The 17,848-nt window shown below is 65.5% G+C and carries 18 protein-coding genes; 5 read left to right on the forward strand and 13 right to left on the reverse strand.

Annotated elements, in window-relative coordinates:
- The first annotated feature begins 169 nt into the window (after positions 1–169).
- The gene (locus FB466_RS01195) at positions 170–763 is read left to right on the forward strand and encodes a histidine phosphatase family protein (protein ID WP_141915192.1); all 594 of its coding nucleotides are present in this window, start codon (positions 170–172) and stop codon (positions 761–763) included.
- Here the strand turns inward: FB466_RS01195 and FB466_RS01200 are convergent.
- From FB466_RS01200 to FB466_RS01240, 9 genes are all read right to left on the reverse strand, one after another.
- Complete coding sequence (locus tag FB466_RS01200; protein ID WP_141915194.1) at positions 760–1,533, reverse strand: amino acid ABC transporter ATP-binding protein; 774 nt, start codon at positions 1,531–1,533, stop codon at positions 760–762. The genes FB466_RS01195 and FB466_RS01200 overlap by 4 nt on opposite strands.
- Positions 1,530–2,330: an amino acid ABC transporter permease gene (locus tag FB466_RS01205; RefSeq protein WP_141915195.1), complete on the reverse strand. Its 801-nt coding sequence runs from the start codon at positions 2,328–2,330 to the stop codon at positions 1,530–1,532. The genes FB466_RS01200 and FB466_RS01205 overlap by 4 nt, the downstream gene beginning before the upstream one ends.
- 49 nt (positions 2,331–2,379) lie before the next feature.
- Positions 2,380–3,150, reverse strand: coding sequence for a transporter substrate-binding domain-containing protein (locus tag FB466_RS01210; RefSeq protein WP_246054487.1), 771 nt, complete (start codon positions 3,148–3,150; stop codon positions 2,380–2,382).
- 210 nt (positions 3,151–3,360) lie between these two features.
- The gene (locus tag FB466_RS01215) at positions 3,361–4,245 is read right to left on the reverse strand and encodes a M48 family metallopeptidase (protein ID WP_141915197.1); all 885 of its coding nucleotides are present in this window, start codon (positions 4,243–4,245) and stop codon (positions 3,361–3,363) included.
- An 86-nt stretch (positions 4,246–4,331) separates the two neighbouring features.
- Entirely contained in the window at positions 4,332–4,901 is a 570-nt protein-coding gene (locus FB466_RS01220) for a LemA family protein (RefSeq protein WP_141915198.1), read from the reverse strand.
- 71 nt (positions 4,902–4,972) lie between these two features.
- A complete protein-coding gene (locus FB466_RS01225; RefSeq protein WP_141915200.1) occupies positions 4,973–6,283 on the reverse strand; it encodes a D-arabinono-1,4-lactone oxidase in 1,311 nt (436 codons plus the stop codon).
- Positions 6,280–7,530: an alanine racemase gene (locus FB466_RS01230; RefSeq protein WP_141915201.1), complete on the reverse strand. Its 1,251-nt coding sequence runs from the start codon at positions 7,528–7,530 to the stop codon at positions 6,280–6,282. Before FB466_RS01230 ends, FB466_RS01225 begins: the two co-directional genes overlap by 4 nt.
- 78 nt (positions 7,531–7,608) lie before the next feature.
- Positions 7,609–8,286 carry a response regulator transcription factor gene (locus tag FB466_RS01235; protein ID WP_141915203.1) on the reverse strand — a complete coding sequence of 226 codons (678 nt, stop codon included), beginning with the start codon at positions 8,284–8,286 and terminating at the stop codon, positions 7,609–7,611.
- 13 nt (positions 8,287–8,299) lie between these two features.
- Entirely contained in the window at positions 8,300–9,670 is a 1,371-nt protein-coding gene (locus FB466_RS01240) for a sensor histidine kinase (RefSeq protein ID WP_141915204.1), read from the reverse strand.
- Between the two features lie 215 nt (positions 9,671–9,885).
- Here FB466_RS01240 and FB466_RS01245 point away from each other — a divergent pair, with 215 nt between their 5' ends.
- Both FB466_RS01245 and FB466_RS01250 read left to right on the forward strand, forming a co-directional pair.
- Complete coding sequence (locus tag FB466_RS01245) at positions 9,886–10,749, forward strand: DUF4097 family beta strand repeat-containing protein (RefSeq protein WP_141915206.1); 864 nt, start codon at positions 9,886–9,888, stop codon at positions 10,747–10,749.
- Positions 10,746–11,384, forward strand: coding sequence for a PadR family transcriptional regulator (locus FB466_RS01250; RefSeq protein WP_141915207.1), 639 nt, complete (start codon positions 10,746–10,748; stop codon positions 11,382–11,384). Before FB466_RS01245 ends, FB466_RS01250 begins: the two co-directional genes overlap by 4 nt.
- Here the strand turns inward: FB466_RS01250 and FB466_RS01255 are convergent.
- The 4 genes from FB466_RS01255 to FB466_RS01270 all read right to left on the reverse strand — a co-directional run bounded on the left by FB466_RS01255 (position 11,381) and on the right by FB466_RS01270 (position 16,317).
- A complete protein-coding gene (locus tag FB466_RS01255) occupies positions 11,381–12,430 on the reverse strand; it encodes a saccharopine dehydrogenase NADP-binding domain-containing protein (RefSeq protein ID WP_141915209.1) in 1,050 nt (349 codons plus the stop codon). The genes FB466_RS01250 and FB466_RS01255 overlap by 4 nt on opposite strands.
- A 102-nt stretch (positions 12,431–12,532) precedes the next feature.
- On the reverse strand, positions 12,533–12,754 hold the full coding sequence (locus tag FB466_RS01260) for a hypothetical protein (protein WP_141915210.1): 222 nt from the start codon (positions 12,752–12,754) through the stop codon (positions 12,533–12,535).
- Between the two features lie 633 nt (positions 12,755–13,387).
- On the reverse strand, positions 13,388–14,629 hold the full coding sequence (coaBC, locus tag FB466_RS01265; protein ID WP_141915212.1) for a bifunctional phosphopantothenoylcysteine decarboxylase/phosphopantothenate--cysteine ligase CoaBC: 1,242 nt from the start codon (positions 14,627–14,629) through the stop codon (positions 13,388–13,390).
- An 89-nt stretch (positions 14,630–14,718) separates the two neighbouring features.
- On the reverse strand, positions 14,719–16,317 hold the full coding sequence (locus tag FB466_RS01270; RefSeq protein WP_211344732.1) for a bifunctional NAD(P)/FAD-dependent oxidoreductase/class I SAM-dependent methyltransferase: 1,599 nt from the start codon (positions 16,315–16,317) through the stop codon (positions 14,719–14,721).
- A 95-nt stretch (positions 16,318–16,412) separates the two neighbouring features.
- On the opposite strand from FB466_RS01270, the gene FB466_RS01275 reads away from it, so the two are divergent.
- Both FB466_RS01275 and FB466_RS01280 read left to right on the forward strand, forming a co-directional pair.
- Positions 16,413–17,000 (forward strand): helix-turn-helix domain-containing protein, encoded by a 588-nt coding sequence (locus tag FB466_RS01275; RefSeq protein WP_141915213.1) that lies wholly within the window; start codon positions 16,413–16,415, stop codon positions 16,998–17,000.
- A gap of 68 nt (positions 17,001–17,068) precedes the next feature.
- Positions 17,069–17,800 (forward strand): NRDE family protein, encoded by a 732-nt coding sequence (locus tag FB466_RS01280; RefSeq protein ID WP_170205972.1) that lies wholly within the window; start codon positions 17,069–17,071, stop codon positions 17,798–17,800.
- Positions 17,801–17,848 lie beyond the last annotated feature (48 nt).

Here is a 17,848-nt window from a genome sequence, read left to right on the forward strand (position 1 = left end):
CAGTTACGCTGTAGACAAGTGTACACGCACACGCCGATTTTTCCGCCGACGCGCGAACGCAACTGACAAACCAAACGCTCCGCCTACCCGGGATTATTCCTCCTCTCGCGGGATCATCACCGCCCAACGGTGCGGTGGAGGACGATGATCCCGCCGCATACGGGAGAATATGGGGGTGACCCCAACGACAACCATCGCCCTCATCCGCCACGGCCAGACGCCCTGGAATGCCGAGTTCCGCATTCAGGGTCGCACCGACATCCCGCTCAACGACACGGGCCGGAAGCAGGCTCAGGATGCCGCGACCACGCTCGGCGAGGGCTGGCATGCGATCGCCACCTCACCGCTCACCCGCGCAGCGGAGACCGCGCGCATTATCGCGGCGGAACTGGGGCTCGACTCCCCCACCGCCGTTGAGCACCTGGTGGAGCGCGACTACGGCCGGGCTGAAGGTCTCGGTGCCGGCGAAGAGTTGGAGAGCGTGCGCATCCCCGGCGGCTTTCAGGAGGCCGAACCCGAGGTCGAGGTCGCCGCACGCGGACTCCTCGCACTGGAACATCTGCGGGATACCCACCCGGGACACCGGGTGATTGCGGTGGCGCACGGGTCATTCATCCGTCTCACCATCGCCAGTCTTTTTGAGTTTGATGCACCGCGGATCGGCAACGCATCGGTGACTGTCCTCACCCACGATGAGAGCGGATGGGAGCTACAGACCGTGAACGGCGAGCCCGCGCGCGGCCTCGCGGCCCGCACGGATTAGTCGTCAAGCCCCACGTGGTTGGGGTCGAGCACGCGACTGAGAAACTCCTGGGTGCGCGGGTTCTGCGGGGCCGTGATGACCTGGGCGGCGGGGCCCTCCTCGACCACAACACCGCCATCCATGAAGACAACCCGATCAGCGACCTCGCGAGCAAAGCCCATCTCGTGCGTGACCACAAGCATAGTCATACCGGCATCTGCCAGCTCACGCATCACCGCGAGCACATCGCCCACCGTCTCGGGGTCCAGAGCAGACGTGGGCTCATCAAAAAGCATGAGCTCAGGGTCCATGCTGAGCGCGCGGGCAATCGCCACGCGCTGTTGCTGACCGCCCGAGAGGGCTGCCGGTCGGGCCGCCGCTTTATCAGAGAGACCCACTCGGGCCAGGTTCCGCTCGGCAACCTCCACAGCCTCCGCCCTCGACCGCTTGAGGACCTTTACCTGCGAGACCACACAGTTCTCCAGCACCGTGAGGTGCGGAAAAAGGTTGAAGTGCTGGAACACGAGACCCACGCGGCGACGGAACCCGTCAATATCTACCTCGGGGTCGGTCACAACGGTGCCATTAACCACGATCTCACCCGAGTTGGGCGTCTCCAACAGGTTCACGCAGCGCAGCAGCGTGGACTTACCGGAACCGCTCGGGCCGATCAGGCAGACCACATCTCCGGGATTGACGGCGAGGCTAATACCGCGCAAAACCTCGTTGTCGCCAAAAGATTTGGTGACCCCGGTGAGCTGGATGGCGGGGCCGACTGGTGCATCCGTCATTTTTTGATCCTCGCAGTCTTGGTCTCAAAGCGCCGCGACAGCAGGCTGAGCGGAACCGTGATGATGAGATAGCAGACACCGGCCACCACGAGCGGCGTAAGACCGGCATCCGTACCGTTAAGCGCCTCGCGGCCAAACTTGCTGAGCTCGTACTGGCTCGCGGTAAGGCCCAGCAGGTAGATCAGGGAGGAGTCCTTTGTGAGCAGGATGACCTCGTTGGTAAGCGGCGGCAACACGATGCGCAACGCCTGGGGAATCACAATCGTGACCATCGCCCGCGAATGTGACATCCCGAGCGAGCGAGCGGCCTCCATCTGCCCCGCCGGCACAGCCTGGAGGCCCGCACGGATCGTCTCGGCAATGTAGGCGGCCGAGACGAGGCCGAGGGCGAGCATCACGGTCACATACGTGTCGAGTCGGAGGCCCGGGAACGCCGTGGGGATACCGTAGCCAAACGCGATAAACACCAGCAGCGCCGGGAGCCCACGGAAAACCTCGATGTACAGCGTCGAAATCCAACGGTACGGGGCCACCGAGGACAGTTTGAGCAGCGCCAGGAACACACCGCCCGCCAGGCCCAAGATAAAGCCGAGGGCCGTGTACAACAGCGTGTTACCAAAGGCCTGTACCAGACGCGGGAGGAAGGTGCTGTCCTCAACCACAAACCCGAAGTTGAAAAACGCGTGACCGATCTGACCCCAATTGGCGAGGGAGGCGACCAGCACCACCACGGCGACCAGAATCAGATACTGGATGTTACGGGAGAGTCGCGCGCGCTTTGCCGCGGTTAACGCCATAAGAAGCTCACTTTTCTTTGGGAGACTCGACGGAACCGGTCTACGGAGCCTACTGCATCCACTTCTCGACGAGCGACTTGTGGGTGCCATCCTCGTAGATCCGGGCGATTGTAGCGTTGACGCTGTCGAGCAGCTCGGTGTTACCCGCGCGAACACCAACGCCCAGCTTCTCGGTGGCGAACGTGTCCGCAACCACAAGGCTGGTGTTGTTCTTGGCGGCAACCTCCACCGTGGCGATATTGTTAATGACCGCCTGCACATCCCCGTTATTGAGGGCCTGAATCGCGAGGGCCGAATCCTCAAATTGGCGGGGCTTGAGACCCTCGTCGTTGGCAAATGTCTCGCCCGTGGTGCCCTGCTGGACGCCGACAACGGCGTCACCCAGCGTCTTGAGGCTGGTAATCCCGGAGTCCTTGGTGACCAGCAGCGCCAGGCTGTCGTCAAAGTAAGACTCTGAGAAGTCGAACTTCTTGGCGCGGGTCTCGTTAATTGACATCCCCGAGATGGCCACATCGCACTGCTTAGTATCGAGCGCCAGGCCGGACTGAATCCCCTCAAAGGCCGTGCTGACGATCTCGACCTCGGCGCTGAGATCCGTGGCGATCAGGTCGGCGAGGTCAATGTCGAAGCCAACGAATTCGCCATCCTTGGTGGATTCGAAGGGCGGGTAGGAGGGGTCGCTGCACACCTTGAGGGTGCCCTCAGTAATCAGGGGACCCGCCGAGACGGAATCGCCGTTGCCGGAGCATCCCGTAAGCGTGAGGGCACTGACCGTGCCAACAACTGCCAGCGTGCGGACTGCTGAGATAACTCGCGACACGATTACCACTTTCTCTTGTTATGGGTCACCTCGACCCGCAAAAAAATAGTGTAGTCGAACACTCCGCGGGCGAAAACCAAGGCAAATTTTGGGGTGATACGCGTTCGAGCATAGCGGCTACCCGGAAAGCAAGGGGCGCTCCCTGGCGATCGTGCCGCCACGCGGTTCATTGATTCACGCGTCCCTAGCGGTCAGTGTAAGGGGAGCGGGCTAGAATTTACCGCCCATATCGAGCAGGCGGCGGATGCGGTCGGGGATCGGCGGATGCGTGGCAAAAAGCTTGGCGGTGAAGCTTTTTTTCACGAGCGGGTCGGCGATCCACATATGCGCCATACTCGTGTTCTGGCGCGCCATCGGCCGACCGTACTCGCCAAGTTTGTGCAGGGCACTGGCGAGGGCCTCGGGATGACGCGTGGTGAGCGCCCCCGTGGCATCCGCCAGGTACTCACGCTGGCGCGATACGGCCAACTGCACCACGGTGGCGATGAGGGGGGCCACAATCATCGCGACCAGTCCAAAGACCAGCATGATCGGGTTATTGTTGTTGTTATTGTTGCGCCCGCCGCCAAAGATGGCCATGCGCAGGAACATATCGGCGATCATCCCGATGGCCACCACCAGGCCGTAGACGATCATATTGAGCCGGATGTCGTAGTTGCGCACATGCCCGAGTTCGTGCGCCATCACACCCTCCAACTCGGCATCCGTCATCATATCGAGCAGGCCGGTCGTGGCGGCCACAATCGCGTGCTCCGGGTCGCGACCCGTGGCGAACGCGTTGGGGGCCGGGTCGTGGATGATATAGACCTTGGGCATGGGCGAACCGGTGGCAATCGCCAGATTCTCAACTACGCGGTACAGGCGGGGATTATCCGCCTTCTCGATGCGCTGCGCACCGCTCATGGCGATGGCCTGGCGACCCGCCAGGAAATATTGGATAGTGGCGTACCCAACCGCAATAACAACCACAAAGATCACGATGGACATGTCGTTATAGACGTAGCTGGCCAGGAGGCCCAGGCCGCCAATAATCAGGATGAACAGCATGATGATGAGCACCGTGTTGATCTTATTTTTACGAATCGCGCTATACACGCGTCACCTCTTTGCTGGGCTGGAATCGAGTGGAGGCCCGCCGCGGCGTGCGACGGGCCTCATCGGGGCATTCTCGCGGATGCCGGTTAGAACTGAACGCGGGGCGGCTCGGAGATCGCGGCGAGGTTCTCGACCTCGAAGAAGTCGCGGGCGCTGAAACCGAGACCCCGGGCAAACATGTTGTTGGGGAAGACTTTGATCTTGGTATTGAGCTCGCGGACCCCGCCATTGTAGAAGCGTCGCGCAGCCTGGATCTTGTCCTCGGTGTCCACCAGTTCGCCCTGTAGCGCGAGGAAGTTCTGGCTGGCCTGGAGCTGAGGGTACGCCTCGGCCACCGCAAAGATGCTCTTGAGCGCCGACTGCATGTGGCCTTCAGCGACGGAGGCCTCGGCGGGCGTCTCGGCCGAAATGGTCTCGGCACGGGCCTGCGTCACGGCCTCAAAAACGCCCCGCTCATGGGTGGCGTATCCCTTGACCGTCTCGATCAGGTTGGGCAGCAGGTCGCCACGGCGCTTGAGCTGGACCGTGATGTCACTCCACGCCTCATCAACACGAACGTTGAGGCGGACCAATCCGTTGTAGGTGGTCCAGAAATAGATGCCAACAATGACGACGAGCGCCACAAGAATGAGTAGGGGAATAAGCAGGGCTTCCATGCGCTCATCATAGTGGTTCAATGGTGAAACTCCGCTGGGAGTCGGCAACCACCTTTCTGGATACTCAGAGGCTATCGGCCCAGCACCCGCTCAATGTAGTCGTTCGCAAAAACTCGCTCGGGGTCAAGCTCATCGCGCAGTTGACGGAACTCGCCAAATCTCGGGTATCGCTCGGCGAGCCGCTCCGTCTCAAGAGTGTGAATTTTGCCCCAGTGCGGCCGACCTCCGTGAGCGAGCATGATCTCCTCGACCCCCGCAAAATACTCGCGGTAGTCCTCGCGCCAGTAACGATGCACCGCGATGTAACCAGATCTGCGGCCGTGGGCCGTCGAGAGCCACACCTCGTCAGCGGCGGCGCTGCGCACCTCAAGGGGAAAAGAAATCCGCCATCCCCTCGTCTCGATCAGGGCCATCACCTCGCCCAGAGCGGAGGGTACCTCCTCCAGCGGTAGCGCGTACTCCATCTCGCGGAAACGCACCGTGCGGTCGGTGACAAAGACGCGGTGCGAGTGGTCGCTGAACGTGCGATTGGCGGTGAACCGTTGAATGGCCCGGCTCACGGGTGGCGTGGTCGCCGGCCAGACTGCGCCCAGCCCACATAGGACGCGGTAGACACCGTTCGCCATGAACTCGTCGTCACGCCAGCGCGACAGGGCGGTGAGTGGCTGACGCTCAGCATCCCCGGGGAGGCGCGTATTGGTCTTGGTGAGGGCCGTCCGGGTGTGCGGGAACCAATAAAACTCGAAGTGGTCGTGGGCCGCCGAACGCTCCACAAAAGATTCGAGCACACCCGCGAGTGGTTCCGGTCGCTCCCTCGCGCGGAGCACAAACGCGGGCACACACTGAAGCGTGACATCCACGAGCACACCGAGAGCGCCGAGACCCAGCGCGACCGCGGGCAGCAGATGGGCATTCTCGGTATCAGAAATATGACGGAGCGTGCCCGTGCCATCCACGAGCGTGACCCCGACCACCTGGGTAGCGAGCCCACCAAAGCCGAGGCCCGTGCCGTGGGTGCCCGTGGAGAGGGCCCCCGAGATCGTCTGCCGGTCGATATCCCCCATATTGGCGAGCGCGAGCCCGAGCGGCGACAGGATATGGCCCAGCTCGTACAAGCGGGTACCCGCCCCCACCGTCACCCGACCCCGCCCGGGATCGGCCGAGAGGAGACCGCCAAGCCGGTCCAGGTGCAGGCGGATGCCGTCGGTCGCACCGATGGCCGTGAAGCTGTGCGAAGCCCCGATGGGTTTCACCCGCTGGCCGCTATCGCTCGCAATCGCGACAATCTGCTGGATGTCCTCGGGGGTTTCCGGGGTCAGCACACGGCTCGGCGTACTGCTCTCCACGCGACCCCAGTTTTGCCAAGTGGCTGCTGTGCTCATAGGAATGCCTGACCCTCTCCACGATAACTCGGCGTGGTACCCACAACGGCCCCGTCGCTCACCACATGAAAAACGTTGACGTGCTCGGAAAGCTCCCCGGCCTTGGTGTGCCGTAGCCACACCCGGTCGCCACCCCTCAGCGTGCGGGCAACCGGGCCGCGCAGGGGGGTCTGGACTTCACCGGCGGCCTCCCGCGCCTCGTACCTCAGACCCCGGGGCCAGACCACCTGTGGCAACCGATCGGCGGCGGCAGGACCGGAGGCGACCCAGCCGCCACCGAGCAGGGTGACCGTATCCGGGAGTGGCTTGCGCACAACATCCAGGGCAAAAGCGGCGGCCGGGGCCGGGTGGAACGTGGCGTAGTTGTCGAAGAGGTGCGGGCCGAAGAGGCCGCTACCCGCCGCAATCTCGGTGATACTCGGATCGGTAGAGGTGGTTTCGAGCGAACCCGTGCCTCCCCCGTTGACAAAGTCGAGTTCCGTTTCGGCCCGCACGAGACCGATTGCCTCGGCCCGACGCGCACTCAACTCGGCGAACGAGTTCTTCTGCATCCAACGCTTCATCACGCCGTCAAGCGGCCGACCCGCGGGGGCGCTGCCCACACCCGCAATCTGGGCCTCGTAGGAGAGGATACCCACCAGTCGGAATCCGGGCTCACTCAGCACGCGACGGGCCAGGCGTTGGAGCGCCTCGGGGCTGTGCACCGGTGAGCGGCGCACCCCCATATGGCCGAGGACGGGGGCCTGCCAGGAAGCGTCAAAGTCGAGACATACACGGATCTCGGCGCGCTTCCCGGCGGGGGCCGCGCGGTTGATCAACTCAAGCTGCTCAACCGAGTCAACCATGAGCGTGATCCGGGCGGCGAGCCTCTCCCGAGACGCGAGGTAGCGGAGGGCGTTGAGGTTGGCGGTCGGGTATCCGACGACCACATCATCCACCGTCTCGGCGAGCCAGATCGCCTCGGGCAGGGTGTAGGCAAGCACACCGGCGAATCCGGGAAGGGCAAGGACGCTGTCGATCACCTCGCGCACACGCACCGACTTACTCGCGACCCGAATGGGTATGCCACCCGCGCGACGCACCATATCGGTGGCGTTGTGGAGGAGGGCCTCCAGAGAAATCACCGCGAGCGGGGAGTCGAGGTCGGCGACCGCCCGGCTGAGGTCGGACCAGTAGGCCCCGGGGTTCAGCCAGGGCTGGCGGGCGGTGCGGGCCCGCAGTTGCGGGTCATCCCAGGTGAAGGTCATCCATGCTCCCTACCGTACCGGTGACAATGTTATCGCCACACTACCCCCTGATTTGGCACGGAGGGAAGAACCCTCTGGTCAGTCGCGCAGCCAGGAGAGAACGGCGAGCACGCGGCGGTTCTCCGAGACGGAGTCGTCGAGGCCCAGCTTGGTGAAGATTGTCGTGACGTTTTTCTCAACCGTCCCCGAGGTAATGAAGAGCCGCGCCGCAATCGCCCGGTTGGTGAGGCCCTCGGCCATCAGCCCCAGCACCTCGCGCTCGCGTACCGTGAGGGTGGACACAGGATCGCGGTGACGGGTCATCAGCTCGCTGACCACCTGGGGATCGAGGACGGTGCCGCCGCGGGCGATGCGCTCGATGGCATCCCGAACCTCGTCCAGGGAGGCAATCCGGTCTTTCAGCAGATAACCCAGACCGCCGGCCCCGGCGGCGAGGAGTTCCTGAGCGTAGACACTCTCGACGTACTGGCTGAGCAGCAGGACGCCGAGGCGGGGCCAGCGGGCGCGCATGGTGATAGCGGCGTGAACACCCTCGTCGCGGAAGGTGGGTGGCATCCGGACATCCGTGACGACAACATCCGGGATGTCGTCGGCGGGGCAGGATTCCAGGAAGGAGAGGAGAGCGACGGCGTCGCCATACGCGCCGACCGTGACGAAGCCAGCCTCGGCAAAAAGCCGGGTGAGGCCCTCCCGTAGCAGAAGAGAATCCTCGGCAACGGCAATGCGCAGGGCAGGCGTGGCAACGTCGTGACTCATGGCTCCCTCAGAGTTAGGCTGGCAACGGCAGGACAACCGTCACGGTGGTGGGGCCACCGGCCGGGCTGGCCACCCGGATCGAACCGCGCAGACCCGTGACCCGCTCACGCAGGCCACTCAAGCCGTGACCCTCGGCAAAGGTGGCACCACCCGTGCCATTATCCATCACCGCAATACTCAGCGCGGTATCGACAGAGCTACCGATCAGGGCGAGCACAACCGTGACCTCGTTGGCTCCCGAGTGCTTAGTCGTGTTGCTGAGCAACTCGGCGATCACGAAGTACGCGCCCAGCTCCACCTCGGGGGCCAGCCGACGGTTATCGGGAAGACCGGACTCAAGCGTTGTGGGGATGCCGTTGCGCGCGGCCAGCGGCACGAGCGCCGCGGCAAGGCCCCGGTCTTGCAGCAGGGGCGGCGCGAAGCCGCGAGAGAGGGCACGCAACTCTTCGAGGGTGTCGCGCGCCTGAGTGCGGGCCTCGGTGAGCAGGACCCTGGCGCGGTCGGGGTTGCTATCCAGCATCCGCTCGGTGGCGGCGAGATCCATCTGAAGGCGGATGAGACGCTGCTGGGGGCCGTCGTGGATGTCGCGCTCCAGACGGCGCAGACCCACATTTTCGGCCGAAACTGCGGCGCTGCGCGAGGCGGCAAGGTTCTCGACCTCCGCGGCGAGGTCGTCGGAGCGGAACCGGCCGAGCATGGCCGCGGCAAGGCCGCGCTGGAGCCGCATCATGCCGTGCAGGATCCAGGGCAGGCACACGAGGACGACCAGTCCGAGAGCCAGGTTGACCAGGTTCGAGACCAGGAGCGGCTCGCGGAGCGGAAAACCCGGAACACCCTCCACGATGACGAGACCGATGTCCCGCCGATCATCCGGCAGCGCCCAGCCCCAGGCCCAGACGGTACTGCCTGCGAGCGCCACGGCAATTGCGGAGATCGTGAGTGACCAGGTGAAGATCATTACGATGGGACCAACGATCATGCCGTGCAGCAGGTACAGCCAGTAGTGGCCGTTGCGGGCCTGGGCACACACCTGACGGAAGACGTTGCCACCCGCGGGTAGCCGGGGCCAGACGGGTCGCGAGATGGGGGCCATGCCTGCGGCTTCGAGCCGGGCGAGCTCAACCGTGCCGAACCAGCGGGCCGTAGCGAACATCCCGATGCCGAGGTAGAGACCAGCCACAAAAAGGGCGAGCGAGAGGCTGAGAGAGAAGAGAACGGTGAGCAGCGCGAGGCTCCCCACCGCGATGACGATAGTGGGCAGGAGGTAGCCGAGAGCCGCGGGGGTGCGCCGCCACAGTTCGCCGTAGGTGGCCCGGGGTTGGAGATGCTCGGCGAGGGCGGAGGGGCGCGCCGTGGTGGGTGCGTGGGGCTGCGTTGTGTTCATGATTCCAGTCTGCTGACTCGGTACACCCTCGGGTAGCGGATGCGCCCCCGAACTCGTCTGGGGGTTACCCCCCAGTTTCCCTGATTCCGACCCTGATTGGTGGAGTACGGCTTGCACACGACGGCAAACGCGATATATCGTGAGTTCTATCGAAAACACGATATATCGCGTTACGTCGTAACAGTATCCCCCGCAAACCAAGAAAGGGACCTCCCATGGCATCCGAAAAATGGCTGATCCAGCCCGGAGAATCCAAGATTATCGACCTCGAACTGATCCGCTCACTCAAACTGGGCATGATCGCCGGGCAGGTCGATGTGATCGCCCACGACGAGCCCGGAGCCCGGGTCGAGGTGCACACGGTCTCCGGCAAAGACCTGCGAATCGAAATCTCGGGTGACAGACTCGACATCGACCACCCCCAGCTGCGCTGGGACAACTTCATCGAGGCGTTTCGCGCCTGGCGTGGCTTCGCCAAGGCCGATATCAGTGTGCTCGTGCCCCGGGATGTGGCGATCACGTTTGGCGTCGTCTCGGCCAGCGGTCTCGTGTCGGGATTCACCTCGGACGCGAAACTCAACACCGTCTCCGGTGAGCTCGTGATTGATGGGCTCACCGGAAAAATTGACGTGAACAGCGTGAGCGGCGATGTGAGCATCCGGGACCACCGCGGGAACGTCAGGGTGCACACCGTGAGCGGCGACATCCTCGCCAACGGTGAGCTCAACGTCTTCACCTCGGACACCGTATCCGGCAACGTCATGCTCGACGCCTACGGGGTGCCGGACCGGATCGGTACGAACACCGTGAGTGGAACCACAACCGTCCGGTTGGACGCCGGAGTCGGCGCACGGTACCGCGTCAACTCGGTGGGCGGCAAACTGCGCCTCGATGGCGACGTGATCACGGGTGTGCGCGGTGGCGGGTACACCACGACCACGGGCAACCTTGACGGAGCCTGGGTAGAGCTGAGCGCCAACTCGGTCTCGGGGAATATCTCGGTCATTCACCGGGCGGCCACCCCCAGTACGGACACCAGTGCGGATGCCGGTGCGAGCGACGAGGAGGCGACGGCATGAACCCGCCAGTCTTCTCCCACGGCAGCCTGCGACTCTACCTCCTGAGCCTGCTACGCGACGAACCCCGCCACGGTTACGAGCTGATCCAGGCGTTGAGTGACCGGTTCGGCGGCACCTACGTGCCGAGCGCCGGTACCATCTACCCCCGGCTTGCCAAGCTGGAAGAGGAGGGTCTGGTGGCCAAAACTGTTGACGGCCGCAAAACCGTCTACACGATCACCGATGCGGGCCGCGACGAACTGGTCGGACGCGAACCCGAGCTCAGCGCGATTGAGGACGAGGTGACCGACTCCGTGCGGCGGCTCGCCGACGAACTACGGGCCGGAGTAACCCAGGCCATGAAAAGCATGAAGGCCGACCTCGCCTCGGCCGCGCAGGAGGCGAGACGAGAAGCGAAAGCCAACCCGGGCGGGAATCCGCACTACACGGTACACACCGCGGCGGCCGACCCCCGGGTGGTCTCACGACAGGCACTGCGCGAAGCAGACCTCGTCATCAACGAGTTTCGCCAGCAGCTGCGCGCCGACCTGCGCGCCGAGGTGGCACACGGCACACTCGATTCAACCGCGGTGGATAGTCTGCGCCTGCGGTTGGCACAGGTGCGGGTGGAGACACTGCAGCAGTTCTCGCGCTAGGTCTGCACCATCCGGCCGACCAGTTCGTCAAGCCGATCCCGCCCCAGGACCTGAGCCGGGGTGTGACACCCGGCGACATCGCCACCGCGGACCTCCTCGATCAGGGCCAGGCACACCGCGGCCATGAAGTCGCGAGTGTGCGGCACCGCCACCACGGCGGTGTGTGACCGCCCCGATGTGTCGGTTGCGGTGGCCTGAGCATACGACATTCGTGGGGCCGGGACGGGCGTCTCGGCCCGCCCCTTTCGTCGCATGACGGCGGCAACCACAGCCTCGCGCACCCAGCCCGGACGCAGCAGGACCGATAGTGGGGGCATGAGGACGCGGAGAACACGAAGCGACACCCGGACCGGAGTGAACACCATCACGTTGGGCACCCGCGTGCCCCGCGCGATCGACACGAGGTCGCCTGTCGATACCGGGGCAACACTGACAACATCCCCATTCGGGAGGGTTTCAGCGCGGGCGAAGCGGCGCACGGATAACCGGCGTAACGTGCCGTTGAGGAGGCCGCGCCCGCCGCCCGCCACGAGCGAGAGCGTGCTGCGGAGGACACCGGCCGTACCCGAGCTGCCGCGGGGGACAAAGAGAATATCGAGGCTGTGCGCGTCGGGTACCTCGGCCACGGCTCGAAGAGCGGCCAGCCCGGCCGCGGTACCGCCAAACCCGGACCCGCAGACAATCGCGGTCTGCCGAGCCACGGCATCCCGATGGCGGAACCAGGCGTGGGTATGGGAGCTGTACTCATTGGAGAGGTCAAGATAGTGAACGCCTGCAGTAAGTGCGGCGCTCAGCAGCGGCGGTGCCGTTCGGGCGAAGGGGCCGGCCGCATTGATGACCAGGTGCACACCGTCGAGGGCCCCGAGCACACTCACCCGATCACGCAGATCAGCGATCCGGTACGGAACGCCCAGGTCGCGGGCGACGGCACCCACACGTTCCGGCGAGCGCCCCGCGAGTTCGACGTTGAGTCCCGCGGCGGCGAGGGCCGCGCAGAGGCTGCGACCGGCACCGCCAGCACCGTACACCAGAACACTCACACCCATGACAACCTGACCTCACATCTGTGGCAGCACAACAGCAGTACCACAGAGTATCAGCCGAGCTGCCACCTAACCCCCGGCAGCAGCGGTGCCGGTGCGCGGGCACTAGACGCGCTCGTGCACCCGGTGGGCGGCATAGGCGCGGCGGTGGTAGTTCTCACGCCGGGCCGTCTCGGACACGGAAACCCGGGTGCGGCGCACGGAGGTGGGCGGCACGGCCCTCCCCGCGCGCCGCGCGGAGCGGAGGAAGATGAAGCGGCGCTGTACGTCGTAGCTCAACAGGTAGAGGCTCGTGTCGGTGGCGATCTTGGCGGGCAGGAGGGGCATCCCCAGTTGGGTATCCGCGCAGACCCGTCTGGGTTTCGTAAACCCGCAACCCGGTCGCCAACCGAAATGCGTGCCGGGTGACCGCATTGCCCCACCGACTGCGGCGCGGCATGCGGCCTGTGAACCGGTGCCCGCCGAGCACCATCGCGGTGTCCGAGTCGGCCACGCGTGTGGAGAGCTTCGTTGCGTTCTAGCGTGAATGGTTGCGTGCGGCGTCTTCGTCGTTGCGCGGTAACATCAGCGGTCACAGCCCGATACCCACAGGTTCGCGTATGGCTACCGCGGACCTCTCACGAGATCACCGAGGGTGCCCGGTGAAGATGCCCCGCGATACGACGAAGAGACCACCCCGCTTTCACCCGGCACTAATCTCTACACGATCAGTAACCGAGAGAACCCGACGTAACACAAGAACCCCATTCCACCCGACCCCACACAACACAGGGTGTTACTACCACGCTATGAGACCAAGCAAAAACAAATTCGGCCACACCTCTTGCAATGAGGGAAAAAATTTACGCAGGGCTATTTTTACCCCCACATAAAACCATCAAAAATTCACCCTCAGCCCGCTTAGTTAACGCACCTCTATAAAGGAGGAGAAAACAACACCTACGCACAGAAGAATGGGGCTCAAGCAGTCGGGAGGCACCCCACCGCATCAAAAACCGCCCGTGCCGCCTCATCCTTCGACCCGCTCGCCTCGGCCACAATCTCACCGTCAGCGCGAATCACCACGACGGTGGTGTTGTCCGCACCAAACCCGTGCTGCCACCCCACGGCGTTCAACACCAGGAGGTCAGCCCCCTTACGCGCCGCCTTCGCCCGCCCCCGGGCCAGCAACTCGTCACGATCCGCCGCGGTCTCCGCCGCAAAACCCACAACGACCTGCCCCGGCCTACGCGCCGCCGCGAGGCCCGCAAGGATATCCGGGGTCTGCACCAGGGTCAGCGTCAGCGACTCGCCCACGGCATCCTTTTTCAGTTTGCCCTCGGCCACCGTCTCGGGGCGGTAATCGGCCACCGCGGCGGCCATGATCACGATATCGGCCTCCGACGCGGCCGCGGTCACCGCGCGGGCCAGCTCGTCAGCGGTCGATACGTCCTCGACCGTTACCCCGGTCAACACGGCAGCAGCATCCCGCATATCGCCGTCTACGTGGGCGGCGATCAAGCGCACGCGGGCGCCGCGCCGCGCCGCCTCCCGGGCCAGCGCAACCCCCTGCTTACCGCTCGACCGATTGCCCAGGTAGCGCACGGGATCCAACGGCTCACGCGTGCCACCCGCGGTGACCACAACGGTGCGCCCGGCCAGGTCATCGGACGGGACCACCCCAGCGGGGTGCAGCACGGCGAGCGCGTAGGCCACAATATCCGCGGGCTCGCTCATCCGTCCGAGCCCCACATCGCCGCCGGTGAGCTCGCCTCTCTCGGGGCCCACACAGTGCATGCCCCTCCCCCGCAGCGTCGCCACATTGGCAACGGTCGCCGGGTTCTGCCACATCTCAGTGTGCATAGCGGGGGCCAGCACCACGGGGGCGGTCGAGGCGAGGACGGTGGTGCCGAGCAGGTCGTCGGCGAGACCAACGGCAAGCTTCGCGAGGGTGTGTGCGGTCGCCGGTGCAATTACGATCAGGTCGGCGGACTGACCCAGGGAGACGTGCCGCACCCGGGCAACATCCTCAAACAGGGAGGTGTGGAGCGGGTTTCGGCTGAGTGCCTCCAGTGTCGGGGCACCCACAAAACGCAGGGCGCTCTCGGTGGCGATCACGTTCACGTTGTGACCGGCCACGACAAACTCGCGGATGACCCCCACCGCCTTGTACGCCGCGATACCCCCGGTGATGCCCACCACGATATTGAGTCGCTCCGTCACGCTGGTCTCCCGTCTCGCGGAGCCGGGGCCACCGCACAATCAACTACCCCAACGATGCCACAGGCCGGTGAGGAACACACGCAATCCGGTTACACCCGTCGGCGGGCGTGCACAACGGCGTCCTCCAGGATCTCGGGGCGGCCATCGCGGCTCGTGATGGTGCGCTGCCGGGTCTCGGCGGCCACGACATCCCACCGGCTACGGTCTAGATCTGCGACGATCTCGTCGGCGGTAAAGAAGAAACCCTCGGGGTGTCCGCCGTGCCGGGCGGAGGGCCGGTGCCCGACGATCAGCAGAGACCCGCCCAGGGCAACCGCCTCGGCGAGCCGGGCGTAGACCAGCCTCCGAGACTCCGGGAGCAGATGCATGAACTGTGCCGAGACCAGATCGAAGGTACCGACGGGCGGCACCCACTCAAGCAGATCGCGCTGCTCCCAGCTCACCCGCTCCGCCACAGCGGGGTGACGACGACCGGTCACCTCGGCGGCCCGGCGGAGCGCCACCGCCGAGATGTCCACGGCCGTCACCGCCCAGCCCTGCTCGGCCAGCCACAGCGCATCGGCACCCTCGCCACAGCCCACGTCGAGGGCCCGGCCGGGGGCGAGCGCCGCCGTCTCAACAACCAGCTGAGCGTTGGGGCGGCCGCTCCAGACGGAGTCGGTCGCCGCGTAGCGCTCATCCCAGAAGGCCCGGTCGTGCTTGGCCGGGCTGATCTGTGCCGCCTGGTCGTGCACCCGGGCCGGGGCGGCACGGCGGGCGGTCACCGCGGCGGCGGCATCCTCCTGAATCAGGTCGTTGTTCACGGCAATCGCGGCGAGTAGCCCGCCGCTCGCGGAGGTCATTACCTGCGCCGCGAGGTCGGTCACGTTACCGGCAACCCACACGCCAGGTACGGTGGTGGCACCGAACCCGTCCGAATCAATCCGGCTGCCCATCGGATGCTCGGTACCCGTGAGCCCCAGACCCGCGGCCAGAGCGGTACGCGCCGCATACCGCGGCCCCACGACGAGGGCGTCAACGGCCTCCACCCGGCCGTCGGTGAGGCGGAGGCCGCTGAGCGCGTCATCCGTGACCACGAGCGACTCGGCCGTCCCGGACACCAGCCGAATACCCAGCGCGGCCAGCATCTCGGCCTCCTCGGCGGTGAACTCGGGGGCGGTGTGCCGAAACACGGTCACCCGGTCACTCAATTGCCGAAACAACAGCGCCTGGTGCACGGCGGTCGGCCCGGTCGCCAGGACGCCGATGACCCGATCACGCACCTCCCAGCCGTGGCAGTAGGGGCAGTGCAGCACGTCGCGACCCCAGCGCTCCGCGATCCCCGGCAGCTCGGGCAGGGTGTCCACGAGGCCGGTGGCGAGGATCAGGCGGCGGGCGGTGAACGTGTCATCGGCATCCGTGGTCACCCGGAACCCGCCGGGGATCGCGGCGGCATTCTCAGCACGGGCGTTCAGGATGCGACCGCCGTAGGACTCTACCTCGCGGCGGCCGAGGCTCAGCACCTCGTGTGGGCTGGCCCCGTCACGGCTGAGGATGTTGTGGGCGTGCGCCGCGGGTGCGTTACGCGGCTGCCCAGCGTCGATCACGAGCACGCTGCGGCGTGAGCGACCGAGCGCGGTGGCGGCGGTGAGGCCGGCGGGGCCACCGCCGACGATCAGGACATCGACGTGCTGCGGGATGGCGTTCATGTGGAGGCCTTTCAGACGGGTGTGTTGAGGCTCCCATCCTCGTGCAGCACTGCACACACCAGCAAGAAGTTTTGCCACTATGGCAAACTAGACGCATGATCGAGACGATAGAGGACGTCCTCACGACTGTGGGCCCGCGCATCCGTAGCCTGCGCCTGGCACGAGGGCTCACCCTCGCCGAGTTGGCTGACACAACGGGTATCTCGGTCAGCACCCTGTCTCGACTGGAATCGGGTCGGCGCCGACCCAACCTGGAACTCTTGCTCCCCCTGGCCCGTGAGTTTGGCGTGCCACTTGACGACCTGGTGGATGCGCCGGCCACGGGTGACCCCCGCATCCACATCAAGCCGCTGCAGCGGGACGGGATGACAATCCTGCCGCTCAGCCGAGGCAGCGGCGGCATCCAAGCGTTCAAACACGTTATTCCGAACGGGCCGATCCGCCGGACCCCACACCCCAGGGCGCACGAGGGCCACGAGTGGTTGTACGTCCTCACCGGCACGCTACGCCTCATCCTGGGCGAGCACGATCTGCTGCTGCCCGCGGGTGAGGCCGCCGAGTTTGACACCCGAACCCCGCACTGGTTTGGACCGGCCGACACCCGCGGCGTGGAGTTCCTCAGCCTCTACGGGCCGCAGGGCGAGCGGGTACACGTACGAGCCAGCGGCTCAGCCCCGACCTGACCCGGTGGCATACTGGGGGTGGCCGCGCGGAACCGCGCCCACACCAGCCACCACCCCGAGGATTCACCGTGTGCACCGTCATCGTCAGCATCGACCCCGCGAGCGCCTGGCCCGTTGTTCTCCTCGGGATGCGCGACGAACTCATCACTCGCCCCTGGGATCCGCCCGGCGCGTGGTGGCCCGAACTCTGCGAACACATTCGCGGTATTCGGGACCGTGAGGCGGGCGGGGCATGGCTGGCCGTCAACGGACCGAAACGGCGCGCATCCGTCGTCCTTAACCGCGGTGAAAACGTCGTGGAACCCCCCGGCGGCTGGACCACCCGCGGCGAGCTCCCCCTGATCGGCAGCACTACGGGTATCCCGGCAGATAGTACTCCCACAACCCGTCCGTTCAACTTGCTCACCGTCACCGGGCCGGATGCGGAACACACCAGTTGGAACGGCCACACCCTCACCACCACCCAGCTGACCCCCGGCGTCCACATGCTCACCCACGAGGGACCAGACGAGACGGCCGTGCCACGGGTACACCGCTGGCTACCCGCGTTTCGGGGGGCAACCGCCCCCACGGGGCCGATCAGCTCGGGCACCTGGGCGGCCTGGCTGGGCGTGTTGCGCGACAGCGCCGAGCTGCCCTCCACCAGTCCCGAGGCGCTGCTGCGTGAGGAGGGCCCGGGCCTAGACGCGTTCCGGTCGCTGTCCGTGTCGGCCGTCGCGGTGGGTCGGGATGATGTGAGCATCGAGCACGCACGGCTCACCCGCCCGGGGACACTCGACCGGGTGCTGGCCTGGCGCTAAGGCGCGGACGTTGCGGAGAGAAAGCATCGGGAGATATGCCGAGACATG

Origin of the sequence: Klugiella xanthotipulae, from assembly GCF_006716695.1 — a bacterium.
In the GTDB taxonomy this organism is placed as follows: domain Bacteria; phylum Actinomycetota; class Actinomycetes; order Actinomycetales; family Microbacteriaceae; genus Klugiella; species Klugiella xanthotipulae.